At 32.3% G+C, this 15,814-nt stretch carries 16 protein-coding genes; 9 read left to right on the forward strand and 7 right to left on the reverse strand.

All coding sequences use genetic code 11. The features are described 5' to 3' along the window. Positions 1 to 196: 196 nt before the first annotated feature. Positions 197 to 1,307, reverse strand: a protein-coding gene (prfB, locus tag AAGD45_RS08360; protein WP_341761418.1) for a peptide chain release factor 2 whose coding sequence is annotated in 2 segments (ribosomal slippage) — positions 197 to 1,237 and positions 1,239 to 1,307 — 1,110 coding nt in all. Because the reading frame shifts where the segments join, the coding sequence is not laid out codon by codon here. 83 nt (positions 1,308 to 1,390) lie between these two features. On the opposite strand from prfB, the gene lepA reads away from it, so the two are divergent. The 3 genes from lepA to AAGD45_RS08375 all read left to right on the forward strand — a co-directional run bounded on the left by lepA (position 1,391) and on the right by AAGD45_RS08375 (position 4,172). Continuing rightward, positions 1,391 to 3,193, forward strand: a complete 1,803-nt coding sequence (gene lepA, locus AAGD45_RS08365; protein ID WP_341761419.1) for a translation elongation factor 4 — start codon at positions 1,391 to 1,393, stop codon at positions 3,191 to 3,193. A 234-nt stretch (positions 3,194 to 3,427) separates the two neighbouring features. Beyond that, positions 3,428 to 4,027: an IS110 family transposase gene (locus tag AAGD45_RS08370; RefSeq protein ID WP_341761420.1), complete on the forward strand. Its 600-nt coding sequence runs from the start codon at positions 3,428 to 3,430 to the stop codon at positions 4,025 to 4,027. 16 nt (positions 4,028 to 4,043) lie between these two features. After that, the gene (locus tag AAGD45_RS08375) at positions 4,044 to 4,172 is read left to right on the forward strand and encodes a hypothetical protein (protein WP_341761421.1); all 129 of its coding nucleotides are present in this window, start codon (positions 4,044 to 4,046) and stop codon (positions 4,170 to 4,172) included. A 132-nt stretch (positions 4,173 to 4,304) separates the two neighbouring features. Here the strand turns inward: AAGD45_RS08375 and AAGD45_RS08380 are convergent, their stop codons facing one another. Next, the gene (locus AAGD45_RS08380) at positions 4,305 to 4,505 is read right to left on the reverse strand and encodes a hypothetical protein (RefSeq protein ID WP_341761422.1); all 201 of its coding nucleotides are present in this window, start codon (positions 4,503 to 4,505) and stop codon (positions 4,305 to 4,307) included. A gap of 107 nt (positions 4,506 to 4,612) precedes the next feature. Here AAGD45_RS08380 and lepB point away from each other — a divergent pair, with 107 nt between their 5' ends. From lepB to recO, 4 genes are all read left to right on the forward strand, one after another. Continuing rightward, complete coding sequence (gene lepB / locus AAGD45_RS08385; protein WP_341761423.1) at positions 4,613 to 5,416, forward strand: signal peptidase I; 804 nt, start codon at positions 4,613 to 4,615, stop codon at positions 5,414 to 5,416. Further along, on the forward strand, positions 5,413 to 6,123 hold the full coding sequence (rnc, locus tag AAGD45_RS08390) for a ribonuclease III (protein ID WP_341761424.1): 711 nt from the start codon (positions 5,413 to 5,415) through the stop codon (positions 6,121 to 6,123). Before lepB ends, rnc begins: the two co-directional genes overlap by 4 nt. A 10-nt stretch (positions 6,124 to 6,133) precedes the next feature. Continuing rightward, on the forward strand, positions 6,134 to 7,039 hold the full coding sequence (era, locus tag AAGD45_RS08395; protein WP_341761425.1) for a GTPase Era: 906 nt from the start codon (positions 6,134 to 6,136) through the stop codon (positions 7,037 to 7,039). A gap of 246 nt (positions 7,040 to 7,285) precedes the next feature. Next, the gene (gene recO / locus AAGD45_RS08400; protein WP_341761426.1) at positions 7,286 to 8,011 is read left to right on the forward strand and encodes a DNA repair protein RecO; all 726 of its coding nucleotides are present in this window, start codon (positions 7,286 to 7,288) and stop codon (positions 8,009 to 8,011) included. 19 nt (positions 8,012 to 8,030) lie between these two features. On the opposite strand, the gene rpoD is transcribed toward recO, so the two are convergent. From rpoD to AAGD45_RS08415, 3 genes are read right to left on the reverse strand one after another with little or no spacing between them, the layout of a single operon-like run. Further along, positions 8,031 to 9,959 carry an RNA polymerase sigma factor RpoD gene (rpoD, locus tag AAGD45_RS08405; RefSeq protein ID WP_341761427.1) on the reverse strand — a complete coding sequence of 643 codons (1,929 nt, stop codon included), beginning with the start codon at positions 9,957 to 9,959 and terminating at the stop codon, positions 8,031 to 8,033. Between the two features lie 17 nt (positions 9,960 to 9,976). Then, a complete protein-coding gene (gene dnaG, locus AAGD45_RS08410) occupies positions 9,977 to 11,749 on the reverse strand; it encodes a DNA primase (RefSeq protein WP_341761428.1) in 1,773 nt (590 codons plus the stop codon). Further along, positions 11,746 to 12,366, reverse strand: coding sequence for a diacylglycerol/polyprenol kinase family protein (locus AAGD45_RS08415; RefSeq protein WP_341761429.1), 621 nt, complete (start codon positions 12,364 to 12,366; stop codon positions 11,746 to 11,748). Before AAGD45_RS08415 ends, dnaG begins: the two co-directional genes overlap by 4 nt. A 76-nt stretch (positions 12,367 to 12,442) precedes the next feature. On the opposite strand from AAGD45_RS08415, the gene greA reads away from it, so the two are divergent. Both greA and AAGD45_RS08425 read left to right on the forward strand, forming a co-directional pair. Beyond that, complete coding sequence (gene greA / locus AAGD45_RS08420) at positions 12,443 to 12,934, forward strand: transcription elongation factor GreA (RefSeq protein ID WP_341752303.1); 492 nt, start codon at positions 12,443 to 12,445, stop codon at positions 12,932 to 12,934. A gap of 288 nt (positions 12,935 to 13,222) precedes the next feature. Further along, positions 13,223 to 13,915 (forward strand): hypothetical protein, encoded by a 693-nt coding sequence (locus AAGD45_RS08425; protein ID WP_341761430.1) that lies wholly within the window; start codon positions 13,223 to 13,225, stop codon positions 13,913 to 13,915. A gap of 74 nt (positions 13,916 to 13,989) precedes the next feature. On the opposite strand, the gene AAGD45_RS08430 is transcribed toward AAGD45_RS08425, so the two are convergent. Continuing rightward, positions 13,990 to 14,475, reverse strand: coding sequence for a PD-(D/E)XK nuclease domain-containing protein (locus tag AAGD45_RS08430; protein ID WP_341761431.1), 486 nt, complete (start codon positions 14,473 to 14,475; stop codon positions 13,990 to 13,992). Positions 14,476 to 14,514: 39 nt separating this feature from the next. Further along, on the reverse strand, positions 14,515 to 15,810 hold the full coding sequence (locus AAGD45_RS08435; RefSeq protein ID WP_341761432.1) for an AAA family ATPase: 1,296 nt from the start codon (positions 15,808 to 15,810) through the stop codon (positions 14,515 to 14,517). Positions 15,811 to 15,814 lie beyond the last annotated feature (4 nt).

Raw genomic sequence — 15,814 nt, forward strand, 5'->3', positions numbered from 1 at the left:
GTATTTTTTCAATAAAAACTTTATCAAATTAGGAATATATACTCTTCTGTTTTGAAGAATTGGATTTGAAAATGAATGGTGAGCAAGCGTTATAGTATGTGAACATGCGAATCCATGATATTTTCAAAAAACAATTCTTCAAAGCAGAAGAGTATAGATAATTTATGTAAAAAACTAACTATATAACTAGTATAGTCTAATGACTAATATTACCAACACTCATTGATAGGCTGGCTGAAACGAATTTCTCTAAATCCCCATCAAGTATACCCTTAGTATCAGAAGTTTCATGGTTGGTACGTAAATCCTTAACCATCTGATAAGGCTGTAATACATAAGATCTTATTTGATGTCCCCAACCATTTTCAGTCTTGGATGCATTTTGTTCATTAATATCATCGGTACGTTTTTTTAACTCTGACTCATAAAGCCTTGCTTTAAGCATTTTCATAGCTTGTGCTTTATTTTTATGCTGCGATCTATCATTTTGGCACTGGGTTACGATATTAGTCGGTAAGTGGGTAATCCTTACTGCAGAATCGGTAGTGTTTACATGTTGCCCCCCAGCCCCGGAAGACCTATAAGTATCAATTCTAAGATCTTTTTCATCTATTATAATAGAAATATCATCATCAATTTCTGGATATACCCAACTGCTAGCAAAACTAGTCATCCTTTTACCTGCGGCATTAAAAGGTGATATCCTAACTAGCCTATGCACACCAGATTCCGTTCTAAACCAACCATATGCTTGGTAGCCATTAATTTTGATAGTACATGATTTTATTCCAGCTTCTTCGCCATTAATAAGATGAATAATTTCGCTTTTAAAACCCAGCCTTTCTGCGAAGCGTAAATACATACGCATCATAATTGATGCCCAGTCGTGGCTTTCTGTTCCTCCAGCTCCGGCGTTGATTTCTAGAAAGCAATTATTACTGTCAAATTCTCCAGAAAATAAACATTCAGTCTCAAATTTTCCGGCAATAATAGATAGTTCCCCTAAATCTTCTTGAACTTGCTGCAAAACTTGTTGATCATTTTCAGTAAATGCCAAATCCTCAAGTTCTAAACATTCCGTAAAATTAGACTGAAGTTGTTTAAACGAGTTAAGCTTGATCTCTAGAAGTCTTTTTTCTTTTAGAATACTCGAGGCCTTCTCTTGATTATTCCATAGATCCGGATCTTCTGATATATTTTCTAGCTCTAAAAGCCTTTTGCTTGCATTATCGAAATCAAAGCGACCTCCTGAGCAGTTCTAAAGACTGTTCGATTTTTTTTACATAATGTTCAATTTCAGCACGCATTGTTAATTTTCCTACTATAAAATGGAATTTTATTATATAAAGATAAAACTTCTTTCTAATTTTAACATTATACCAAATATACCATGAATAATCAAAACTTTATCAGAAATTTCTCAATCATCGCTCATATTGATCATGGTAAGTCTACTCTAGCAGATAGATTAATTGAATATTGTGGGGGGCTGGCAGCTCGGGAGATGAGTCATCAAGTACTTGACTCAATGGACATAGAAAAAGAACGTGGTATCACTATCAAAGCACAGACTGTTAGATTAACTTACAAAGCAAAAGATGGTAATACATACTATCTAAACCTAATGGATACTCCTGGTCATGTGGATTTCTCTTATGAGGTGAGTAGATCGTTAGCTGCTTGTGAAGGTTCTTTGTTAGTAGTGGATAGTAGCCAAGGTGTTGAAGCACAAACTCTAGCAAATGTTTATCAAGCGATCGATAATAATCATGAAATTATTCCAGTTCTAAATAAAATTGATCTACCAGCTGCTGATCCTGATAAAGTTAAGCAACAGATAGAGGACGTAATTGGCATAGATGCAGGCGATGCATTGTTGATTTCTGCAAAAAGTGGTATAGGAATAGAGGAGATACTTGAAGCAATTGTTAATAGGCTGCCATGTCCAAAAACTAATCAAACAGATATTCTAAAGGCATTATTGGTTGATAGCTGGTACGATTCTTACCTAGGGGTAGTAATTTTAGTTAGAGTTATCGATGGAGTTTTACGCAAGAATATGCGTATTAAAATGATGGCTACCAATTCTACTTATAATGTTGAAAATGTTGGGTATTTTACTCCTAGAAAACATATATCAGATATTTTATACCCAGGAGAAATAGGCTTCTTTACTGCTTCAATAAAACAAGTTGCTGATTGTAAGGTTGGGGACACAATAACTGACGAGAAAAGACCTTGTCAGGAATCTCTGCCTGGTTTTAAGCCGCATTTACCGGTAGTGTTTTGTGGTTTATACCCTTCAGATGCTTCACAATTTGAGCATTTAAAAGATTCTTTAGCTAAATTAAAACTTAACGATGCTAGCTTTGAATTTGAAGTAGAGAGTTCAACAGCCTTAGGTTTTGGCTTTCGCTGTGGGTTTTTAGGGTTACTACATCTTGAAATAGTACAAGAAAGATTGGAACGCGAATTTGACCTTGATATGATAACCACCGCTCCTAGTGTGATTTATAAGATTAATATGCGTGGTGGAAATCAATTAGAAATACATAACCCAGCTGATTTGCCACCTGTGCAAAATATCGACTCAATGTTAGAGCCTTGGGTTAAGGCAACAATATTAGTACCAGATGAGTTTTTAGGTAATGTGTTATCTTTATGTACCGATAAAAGAGGGGTGCAAATTGAATTAACTTATGTAGCCGGTAGGGCTATGGTAATTTATCGATTACCGTTAAATGAGATAGTATTTGATTTTTATGATAAGTTAAAAAGTTATACAAAAGGCTATGCTAGCTTTGATTGGGAAATAGATGTTTATCAGGAGAGCGATTTGGTAAAATTATCTATTTTAGTTAATAGCGAGCCAGTTGATGCTTTATCTACTATAGTACATCGTTCAAGGTCAGAATATCGAGGTCGAGAATTGTGTAAACGCCTCAGTGATCTAATCCCAAGGCAATTATTTCAAATTGCTATTCAAGCTGCTATTGGTAGTAGAATAATTGCTAGAGAAACTGTCAAAGCAATGCGTAAAGATGTCTTATCTAAATGCTACGGCGGTGATATAACTCGTAAGCGTAAATTACTGGAAAAACAAAAAGCTGGCAAAAAACGTATGCGTAATATTGGTAATGTTGAGATACCTCAATCTGCTTTTATAGCTGCTCTTAAAATAGGAGATGAGTGATTTAGATTACTTCGCTTACGCTCGCAATGACGCTGTGGTATAAGTATTTGTAAACTTTCAACAGTTGTGACCAAAGTGGCTTCTCGCTAATAAACTCTAGGCTATTTTCCCTATGACTTTTAAATGCCATGCGTAAGGTAATGGTATGGATCTCCTGATATAAAGAATAAAAAGCAGTGGCTAATCTTCTAGAGTTAATATTCAATATATTAAAACAACAAACAGGAGGCTAAGATGGAAGTTACCACAATTGGTATAGATATTGCAAAAAGAATTTTTCAAATTCATGGTGTAGATAAAAATGGTAAGACGGTATTAAAGAAAAAATTGATGAGAGATCAGGTTTTAACATTTATGGCTAATACGCCAAAATGTTTGGTAGGAATGGAAGCTTACGGTGGAGCTAGTTACTGGGCAAGAGAAATAACTAAATTGGGACATATAGTAAAACTAATGACTCCACAATTTGTCAAACCGTATGTTAAAACTAATAAAAACGATCAAGCTGATACTGAAGCTATATGTGAAGCTGTGACAAGACCTAATATGAGGTTTGTACCAATTAAAACTATAGAACAACAAGATATTTTGTCAATTCATCTGGTAAGAGAGAGATTGGTAAAAAACCGTACGGCACTTGCGAATGAAACTAGAGGATTATTACATGAATTTGGTTTTATTATTCCTCAAGGGATCAATAAGGTTGTGATAAAATTAACTGAGATTTTAGATGAAGGAAATTTAAGTCAGCTAGGTTACCAAATATTTAGTGAACTGAAAGAGGAATTTTTGGATAATGATAAAAGAATAACAGAGATAGAAAAAAGATTATAGCAAGTTTACGCAGTGGATGTTTAATTTATCTGAGCGAAATGGGCATAATAAAACAGTGGTTGCCATAGCTAATAAACTGGCAAGAGTAGTGTTTGCAGTACTCAGGTCGGGGGATAATTATGTGGAAAGTAAAGTTTGTAGCTAAAGAGCATGCTATAAATAACTAACCAACTGATGTAATGAAATAACATTGTAGAGGTAAACAGAATATTAGGAGATTCCAACCTAGAATATGCGAAAGAAAATGATAATGATGGTAAATAAGACGAACCTTAGCTTACAAAAAAACTGATTTATCCAATAGCTCTTTGAAGGCAACGAGTTGATAAGTATAGTTTGTAAGCCAGCGAATTCCATCAGGGCTGTAGAGTAATATTTTATCTGTATTATTGAAAATATTAATAAAATTCACTTTGCTATAAGCCGGATACATGACTGCATTTGCTTTTTTGCTATTGACGTTATTTTTTTCTTGCATTATAGGGTATATCCATACATGAACTAGGGGCGATTCAAAAATTGCTGGATTTAAACATAGTAATAAGGTATTATAAGCTAAATTTAGTTCGTTATTAAATAATAATTATGCAAACAACAGCTGCGGTTACCAACAAAAAAACACAAATTAAAGAATATACGTCTTTTATCTTTACAATATTTTTGGCACTGATGATAAGATTTTTTATCATGGAACCTTTTTTTGTACCAACAGGTTCAATGAAAGCAACCGTGCTGGAGAATGATTATATTTTTTCAACAAAATATTCTTATGGATATAGTAATTATTCTTTTCCTTTTAGTCCCAATATTTTGAATGGAAGAATATGGACCTCACAGCCACAAAGAGGAGATGTAATAGTTTTTCGCCCACCAAATAATATGGATATTCGATTTATAAAAAGACTAATTGGCCTACCTGGAGATAAAGTACAATTAATCAATGACGTAGTATATATAAATGATAAAGCCATAGAACGCACTGAAATTGGTACATATACAAGTGAAGAAGGAAAAAATTATATAAAATATAAAGAAATATTACCTAATGGTGTAAGTTATTTTTCTTATAAATTAAAACAAAATAATCATTCATTAGTAAATAAATATGGTAATACGGAGAGCTTTTATGTACCAGAAGGTAAGTATTTCTTCCTTGGAGATAACAGGGATGAATCAAATGATAGTAGGATAGATTTAGGATTTGTACCGTTTAAGAATTTTATTGCCAAAGGACAATTTATTATTTTTTCTACAAAAGAAGAATTATGGCAAAGTGATATTGGGATAATTAATCAAATACTCCGTGTTGGTACTTGGCTGGCATCTATTAGATTTAACAGGATATTTATGTCCCTCTATACAGATAAGGTTTATACAAATACAAAATGATAACGAGTAAAGAATCAGCTCTTTCTGCTCCGGAAAAGCTTGAACAAGATATAGGATATAATTTTAATAATAAAGATATTTTACTTGAAGCGTTAAGTCATCCTTCCCTTAAGCAACATACCCTAAAGCATGGAATTCAAAAAAACTATGAACGTTTAGAATTACTTGGTGATGCAATAATTAATTTTATCATTACTGAAATTTTATTTAAAAATTTCTCTACTTATGATGAGGGGAAATTAGCAAAAATTAGAGCATATCTAGTCTGTAAAGAATCACTTTGCAAAGTAGCTGCAAAAATCAATTTGTCAGACTATATTATTATGACCCATGGCGAAGAAGTATTAGGGGGAAGACAAAATCCTAATAATATTGAGAATACTATGGAAGCATTAATTGCTGCCATTTATCTTGATAGTAATATTGATACGACCCAAAAAATAGTATATGATTTGTGGTATGAGTTTATATCTATTACTGATTTAGCTGATTATGACCCTAAAACTACTCTTCAGGAATTAGCACAAAGAAAGGGAATTGAAAGACCCGTGTATGAAGTGATAAAAAGAGAAGGATCACCACACGCATCTATCTTCACTGTATTAGTAAAAATGGAAGCCTACCAACAAACTGGTACTGGTCATTCAGTTAAAGAAGCAGAAAAAGTTGCTGCTCGTAAATTAATGAACTACCTCAACAAGTTGTAAGGTTTAATCCGTGGGAATATCTCAAAAGACAATTTCTCTATGTATAATCGGCAAACCAAATGCTGGTAAATCATCATTATTAAACAAACTTATTGGACAAAAAATCTCCATAGTAACGAATAAAGTTCAAACGACTCGCTCCATTATAACTGGAATAGTTACTATAAAAGATACGCAGCTGATAATACTAGATACTCCAGGTATATTTGAGCCAAAGAAACAACTGGAAAAAGCAATGGTACGGTGTGCATGGTCAAGTTTACATGGTGTAGATTTAGTTTTATTAATAATAGATAGTACGAAACCTATAGACCAATTTACTTTACAAATATTGAAAAAATTACAAAATCTTAAAATAAATTTAATGTTTTTATTAAATAAGATCGATATTCCTTCTCAATATATAGAAGAAATAGAAAATATTATAAGGTCTCAGTTCATAGATGCTAATATATTTAAAATATCCGTTTTAAACGGCGAGAATATCAATAACTTACTAAGTTACATACAAAGCCAAGCAGAGCTATCGCCTTGGCTATACGAAGAAGATGATGTTACTAACCTACCTATGCGATTTTTAGCAGCTGAGATAACTAGGGAACAATTATTCTTGAATCTCCACCAAGAATTACCTTATAATTTAACTGTTCAAACTGAAATGTGGCAGGAGAATAATGATAAGTCTATCAAAATTCATCAGGTAATAGTGGTTTCAAAGAATTCTTATAAGACTATTATTTTAGGAAAAAATGGTTGTAAAATTAAAGAAATAGGATATAAGGCAAGAATAGAGATGCAGCTAGCTTTTGATTGTAAAATTCACCTTTTCCTTTTTGTGAAAGTACGTGAGCTTTGGGAAAATGATCCGCACTCATATAGCCATATGAGATTGCAACAAACCTCAATTTCGGATTAATTTCATTAATCCGAAATTGGAATGAGAATGTAAACAATCAGGCTTAAAGCGGTTTGACGCCTGATTGTTAAATATTTCATTTGCTAATAATCTTATTTTTATTGGTATAAAAATAAGATTATTAGCGATAATAGATTAAAATGCATTCGTACCAGCCGCTTCAAGAATGCATTTTTCTGAATATTCTAGCCAGTTTTGGATTAAAATTTTTAAATTTAATCCAAAACTGAGGTAACAAGTTTAAATATGAATTTTAAAGATATAGGTATAATAATTGCCAAAAAACCACTAAAAGAAAATACGGCTATTATTACAGTTTTTACTGAAAATCATGGCTTATATTCCGGTGTAATACGAGAAACATCTAAAAAATTTGGCTCTGTAAATCAACAAGGTAATATTGTTGATTTTTTTTGGCAAGCTAGATTACACGAGCATCTAGGAATGGCTAAATGCGAATTAATAAAATCTTACGCTGGTCTTTTAATAACTAATAAAATTAAGCTTTACGCTTTTAATTCAATTATTAGCCTTATTAAGATGGCATTTCATGAAAGAGAAAATCACAATAAATTTTTTCCAATTTTTGTAGAATATTTAAGTAGTCTAGCAAATAGTTTTATTTTTGAGGAATATATTAAATTTGAATTAGCCATACTTCAAGAATCAGGTTATGGTCTTGATCTGTATAAATGTGCGGTAACAGGTACTAGGGAAAATCTAGGTTACGTCTCGCCAAAATCTGGAAGAGCTGTATGCTTATCAGAGGGGTTACCATATCAAGACAGGCTTCTAATCTTACCACAATTCCTAACCTCCACTAATAGCCAAATTACTAATAATGATAAAAAACAAGCTTTTAATTTAACTACATATTTTTTTCACCGGTATTTCTTTCACAACCAACAACAACTACATGCACGAGAGAATTTCATAGAATATATTATTCGATTCGCAACACTCACATTGTAAAAATAAAACCTATAGAAAATCATCCTCCAAAAGCAGAATCTGAAGAATTGTTTTGCTTTCTAGATCCCCCCCGGAAACTACTAAGTTTTTTAGATCTAGTCGGATGCTTCAATTTGCGTAGTGCTTTGGACTCTATTTGCCTAATACGTTCCCTAGTAACGTTGAATTGTTGTCCAACTTCTTCTAGTGTATGATCAGTACTCATTCCTATACCAAATCTCATTCTTAGAACTCTTTCTTCACGAGGAGTAAGAGTTGCTAAAACTCTAGTTGTGACCTCTCGTAAATTCGATTGAATTGCTGCGTCAAGCGGTAATACAGCATTTTTGTCTTCAATAAAGTCTCCAAGATAACTACCATCATCATCGCCTATTGGATTTTCTAAGCTAATTGGCTCTTTAGCTATTTTCATTACTTTTCGTACTTTATCAACTGGCATAGAAAGGCGAGCGGCAATTTCTGCCGGAGTCGGTTCATAACCTAGCTCGTTAAGCATCTGCCTAGAGGTACGAATAATTTTATTGATCGTTTCAATCATATGCACGGGAATACGTATGGTTCTAGCTTGATCAGCTATAGCTCTAGTAATAGCTTGCCTAATCCACCAAGTAGCATAAGTAGAAAATTTATATCCCCTACGATAGTCAAATTTATCAACAGCCTTCATTAACCCAATATTTCCTTCCTGAATTAAATCTAGAAACTGTAATCCACGATTTGCATATTTTTTAGCAATTGAGATAACTAGACGCAGATTAGCCTCTATCATAGCTTTTTTTGCCCTAAGGACTTGTCTTTCACCCTTTTGTATTGTATGCACTAATTTTTTAAATTCAATAATTGGCAAACCAATAGTCATTTCCATGGTTTTTAATTCACTAATCATTTGATCAATAGCATCAGATTCTTTAGCAAGGAAATTTTTCCAATTAGATTGCCTATTTTTTTGCATTTGCCTTTTCCAGCTTTCATCAATTACTGCTCCCATATATTCATTTAGGAAGTTCTGACGACTTATGCCATATTTCTCAGCTAATTTAAGGAAGCTCCCTTCTTTAGTTACTAATTCTCTATTTAGACTATATATTCTATTAAGAATTTCTTCTGTCCTTTTAGAGTGAAAATGGATACTAGAAATTTCAATAATTAGTAATTGTAGATTCTTGGTATATTTTTTGTTATCATGCAATCCTTTAGGCTGAGGATAACGTGTGTAATGTTTTTTTGCCTCAATTAACAACTCTTCAGAAAGTTTAGAAACTTTTTCCATACGCTTGATAACACTAGGTAATAACTGTAACTCAATAGTAGCTATTGATAAATTACTAGCTTCTTCATGTTCTTCATGATCTGATTCTATATAATTATTTTGATTTTCTTCAGAATTACTATCATCCCCGTTGAGCATATTAGCTTCTAGATCAATCAAATCTCGGAGTAGTATTTTTTCATTAACTAAATCTTCATGCCATTTTATAAAGAATTTCATCGATATTGGATTTTCACAAAGTGACTTAACCATTATCTCTTTGCCTTCTTCAATATCTTGGGCTACTTCTATTTCAGTCTCACGAGAAAAAAGTCCAACTCCTCCCATATCTCGTAAATATAACCTTACTGGATCATCGGTCGTACCTAAATTTTCTTCTTCACTTTCGTCTTCAGGCTCACGATCAACATTATTAGACAGTTTAAATTCATCATCTACATTAATATCAAGTTTGATCTCGTCATCATCACCTTCTATAATATCAACTCCAGCCTCAGAAAACTTTGATATTACCTTTTCTAAATCGTTTACTGATATATTATTAGTCATTGGAATGACTTTATTTAGATCATAATAAGTGACTGCAGTGCCTTTTTCTTTAGCTGTTTTAACTAGGTTATCAACTGCAGTACCAACTGCAGTACCTTTTACATCTATTTTCTCTTTTGCTTCTGTCATAATTTATAAACCTTGGGTCAATTAGTAAAAGATTCGTTTAGATTATAAATCTCTTTAGAGATTTTCAAAATTTCTTCTCGATATAATATAGCTTTTTTTAGCTCTTCATCTGAGCCATTTTGAATAATTGAGGTATATTCTTGTTTTAATAGCACTAGGTGATGTTTTTTATGCAACCATTGCCAAAGTAAGTCAGAATCGATATCATCCTTATTAAATGACAAATCTAGAAATAGATTATTGGATTTTGACAATACTGAAAAAGTGTCATAAAATCCAGTTTTTTCTGCCAAACCAATAATATTTTCCTGATCTAATATATCGTTGCTAATAATTTCTGCAAAATACCAATCACGAAAAGCTTCAAGCATTTTATTTTGGAAATTTAACGTTAATAAGAAATCCTTTATTTCTTGCTTTTTGGTCATTTCAGGAAATTTAACCAATATTATACAAAAAGCTTGTTCTAATATTTCGATTTCTGAATAGTTAGGAGTGGTAGATGTAATATTTGAACTTGTTATAGTTACTTTATTTTGCCGTTTAATTAAATTTTGCCATATCTGATCTTTAAAATATCGATAATAATTATTGCTAAGTAGTTTATCCTTTATTTGTTTACAATAATCTCCAAGATTTTTTTCCAAAATAGCTTTGTCTTCTGGAGTTGAGAAAGTCTTACCTTCATATTCGGAACGCCAAATCATTTCAGATAGATTAATTCTTTTATCAAAAATTTGTGTAAAACTTCCTGCACCATCTTTATTTATAATATCATCAGGGTCACTTCCGCTAGGTAACACCACAAAGGAAATTTTCTTATTGCCATTTATCAGAGGTAGTACTAGATTAATTACCCGATGGGTGGCTTTTATTCCTGCTATATCACCATCTAAACAAAGTACTATTTCATCTCCGGCACGCCATAATTTTTGTAGGTGATTCTCTGTAACCGAAGTACCAAGACTTGCCATTGCTTCTTTAAAACCAGCCTGGTGCAAGGCAATAACATCCAAGTACCCTTCAACTAAGATTGAATGATTTTTCTTATAGGCAACACTAATTGCATTATTCTCCCCATATAATGTTTCATTTTTTTGAAATAATATGGTTTCCGGAGAATTTAAATATTTAGGTAACCCCTCACTAAGCACTCGCCCCCCAAAACCAACTACTTTATTATAAACATTTTTAATCGGAAAGATTATCCGATTATAAAATATCTCATATATTGTACCATCATCTCGCTTGCCCACTAAGCCTGCTTTTTGAAGTTTTTTCAAAGATATTGATTTTTTTTCAAAAAATTTCTGTAATGCTTTAGCTGGAGGAGCAAAACCGATGGAGAATTCCTTAATTGCTTCTTTACTAATACCGCGGTCATGTAAGTAGCTACATACTTCTTGTGACAATTGTGATGTAAAAAATCTTTCAGCCATCTCTAAGATATCAAATAGTTCATCCGATTCTTCATAGAGTTTCTGTTGTGCTGCTGTTAATTTAGGCAATTCAATGCCATAATCATTAGCAAGTTTAATGGCTGCTTCCTTATAAGATAAACCGCTAAAGTTGGAAACAAACTTTATAACATCCCCGTGAACAGCACAGCCAAAGCAATAATAAAACTTCTTGGCGTCGTTTACAGTGAATGATGGAGATTTTTCAACATGGAAAGGACATAATCCCAAGTAATTTCCAGATTTCTTAGTTAAGACTACTTTTTGTCTAACAACATCTGATAAATTAATCCGAGTTCTAAGAAGTTCATAAAATTCTAATGGAATTCTCATAAACTTAAAATAAAGGTGAATATGATTGTAGAGAAACAGTAGCTAAGAGGTATTAATAAATTATCGTTTATTGATACCTCTTTTGAGTAGAATTCACTAATAGTAGCAACTATAGAACTAATTATGATAACAGTAAAACTAGTGTGATAGCCGATGAAAAAATACACTAATATGCTAATAAAAATTGCAGAAATTAGAAAGGCAATGGAACCTTCCAATGATTTGCCATTTTTTAGAGGCGTACCTATTTTTGTACCCACTAACGCAGCAAGACAATCAGCTATTATCAATATAAGCCAAGATGAAATCGCTAAACCTTTTGAAAATAAAAGAGCAGTTAAGAAAAACCCAACCACCATAAAACTGCTACCACTTAGTCTGAATAAACCACTCTGTTCTTCAGGTCTCATAAACTTTCCAAGAAATTTATCTGTAAATTTCTTAACATATAAATTATAATGCCTTGTAATATCTATATATAATACACATATTATAAGTAGAAATAATAGTGTAGTAACAACTAATTTAGATGAAAATAAATAAAAAAGTGGTATAATCAAGCTGTATAAATGGAAAGTTTTACGTTGTATTTCAAAATTAAAGAGTTTAGTTTGCATAATAACCTAAAAGGCCTATTTGACAAAGTTTGACACAACAAATATACTAGAAAACTTAACTTAGACAAGACATATTATTATGGCAGATTTTCCTATTACACATAAAGGGTTTGATAGTTTAGAAAAAGAAATTAAACATCTTAAACACATAGAACGACCAAAAGTAATTGAAGCTATAGCAACAGCTAGAGATTTTGGAGATTTATCTGAGAATGCAGAATACCATGCAGCACGGGAAAAACAAAGTTTTATTGAAGGTCGCATTGTGGATCTTGAAGATAAAATAGCAAGAGCTAAAATTATTGATACCTCAAAACTCTCCGGTGATACCATAAAATTTGGGGCGTTAGTTAAGTTGATCGATGATGAAACAGAGGAAATAGTTATATATCATATTGTTGGAGAGTATGAAGCAGATATAACCAAAAAGAGGGTATCCATAGTATCGCCAATTGCTAAGGCTCTCATCGGTAAAGGGGTTGGAGATATAGTAGAAGTAACTACTCCTAAAGGTTCAAAATCTTATGAGGTTTTAGAAGTATCCTATCAAGAATTAGTAGATATTTAAGATAATAACTATTAGTGCTAGCTTATTTATATGTTATAACCTGAATTAGATGTAACTTGTTACATCTAATTCAGTATTGTATATAGAAACAATCAGGTTTGAAGTGGTTCTACTCGATAGTCAAGAATTAACCGAGATTTTAGATGAAAGAAATTTGAGTCAGCTAGGTTACCAATTAAAGATATTGTACTTTTTTATGGCGGTAATCCAAACTTGGTGGAGCTGAAAATATGATCCCATTCGAACTTTCGACAGTTGTGGGTCTATACTCTTAGGTCTATGGTAAACATGGCTAAAGAATTAGGCTTAAGAAGTAAAAAGAATTGTCACCTAAATAAAACTGTTATACATCGTTTAATACAACAACCATTTTATTACGGTGAAATGAGAGTAAAAGGAGAGATGTGGTCACATGGTTACCAAGCAATTATAACAAAAGAGACCCTATCATACTTAAAAAATACTAATGAGCTAAAAAAAGCTGAACATGACCAAACAACAGCTTCATTAAAGAAAGAACATACCGAAAATGAAAATAGATTAAATTCATTAATAGATTTACGACTCAATGGAGAACTTAGCACAGAAGAATTTCAAAGAAAAAAACAACAATTAAAAGATCGCCAATATGAAATTGATCGTTTACTAAAAACTTATGATGAAGCAGACGATAAATTTACTGATACCGCTACAACGCTAATAACTCTAGCATCTGAGGCCTATGAAACTTTTAAAGGTTCTGAAATGCCTCAAAAACGCAAAATGATAAATTTCGTATTTCAGAACCTCAAACTAAGGGGCAAAAAACTTGAGACCTCTCTACGTTTCCCGTTCGATATTTTTGAAAAAACAAACACTTGTACCAAATGGCGGGCTGCATGGTGTACGTTGCGAACTTTTTACCAGTTTAGGTTAGAACTTTTGCAAATCCCTTTAAAGGCTAATTATAACAAAACTCTGCCTTTAACAAGGCTTTTATAGTTAGCCCCAAATAACCTAACTAAAGAGTAAATTTTAATCATAGGGGTAAAGAATTTATGTATGTAATATTTTTCTTAATCAATTTGGTATTCTAGTACTACTTTTTTGCCACAAAAGGTCATAGAGATTTTAATGATCTTTTTGACATGTTTGTGTTCTCTTATCTTAGTGTCATATTGTTTATCTATAATTTGCTTTAAGCCCATTTTGGCTACTGAAAGCAAATCTTCTGCATTTTTAGCAATCTTATACTCAATAATAATTGCTTTATCTTCTCTACCAGCTTTGGGGATCATGATAATATCAGCTCTACCACTTCCTGACTCCTGTTCACTTGCTATTATATAACTAGGTGATAACATGTTAATAAGTCCTAGCATAAAGCCACTATAAAATAATTCTGCCTTTTTCTCTCCTGTTTGATGAAAACTTGTAGAATTTAGCAACAATTCTTGTAAACGCTCTTTAAATTCCTCTACTTTACCTGCTGGTAATAAGTTAATAAAAGAGTAATATCTAGAACTATCAATTTTTAACTGATCAGTTACCCATTGTAGCATCCGTGCCTTATATATGTGCCTTACTTCCCGATTTGGTGCTTACAATTCATAAATATTTTCTTCTGAATTTTGAACCGTAGGATTTAAATAACCGCTGAACAGTAATAAACTGAGCAATCCTACTGGTTTGTTAATATCAGCAAAGCTTATTTGTTTGGTAATAGGTGAGATAATACTTTTTCCAGCAGCTAAGCTCTGTAAATCTTCCTGCATTTCGTCTGACAATAATGCTTTATCCACAAGACCTGTGCCTCCACTATCTAGCCAATAATGATCGAGCTTACCTTTGTGTGCTAAACATTGCATGATTGACCATGGATTGTAAATGACCTCTCCACCAAAGGTGTAACCATTATACCAATTTTTAATTTCTTCAGGATTCGTTTCAGTTGGAACGATGGTTAGTAACTTATCAACTTCTGCTTGGGTGAAGCCATAGAACTTAGAGAAATCATCATCAAGTAAGGTATATTCTGTAACATTATTCAAATCTGAGAACAAATTAGCCTTAGCTATTCGTAATATCCCAGTAATTACTCCTTTTTCTACACAAGTATTACCTTTTAGGCTGCTGCCAAACATTCCTCTAAACACCTTAAGAATTCGTTCAAATTCTTTTGCTTTGTGACCAAATTCTAAATATGCACTATTAATTGGTGTATCATATTCATCTATTAATATGTATACTTTTTGTTTAAAATGCTTATATAAAATCTGACTTAAAAACTTCAAGCTGTTTTTTAAATAGCCTATATTAATATCACCACTTAGATAATTTCTTAGTATTATTTTTTGTGAAATACTGAGAAATGTATTATCTTCTTGAAGATATTGTTCTAAATAATGAAATTTTTCAAATAGTTCTATTATTTGATCTATAATACTACTAATAATTTCATTATAATCGCTCCCCTTCACTTCTTTAAAATTTATGTATATTACTGGAAATTGACCTTGGTAGTCAGAGATAATGTCTGAATACTGTGTTATCTGAAGTGGTTTAAGTAGTCTTTTTTTACCACTAGCTACTCCTAAATCAATTTCACCACCGATAAATAATTTATTATTTACTCTCTTTTCTTGAGCTAAAGGCTTACCTCTCTCGTCCACTTCAATTTCCAAGAACTTGCAAAGCATGTCCATATTAAGGCTTTTACCCCAACGTCTTGGCCGAGTGATTAGGATAACCTTACCGCTATCTTCTAATAACTCTTTGATCATTAAACTTTTATCAACGAATATATCGCTATTAATGAGCAGATCATAGAAGTCATCACTACCCACTAACATCTTTGGTTGATAATTAATATTATTTTTACTCTTTTTTTCTGTCATTGTT

The sequence above is a fragment of the Candidatus Tisiphia endosymbiont of Thecophora atra genome, from assembly GCF_964026395.1.
Lineage (GTDB): Bacteria > Pseudomonadota > Alphaproteobacteria > Rickettsiales > Rickettsiaceae > Tisiphia.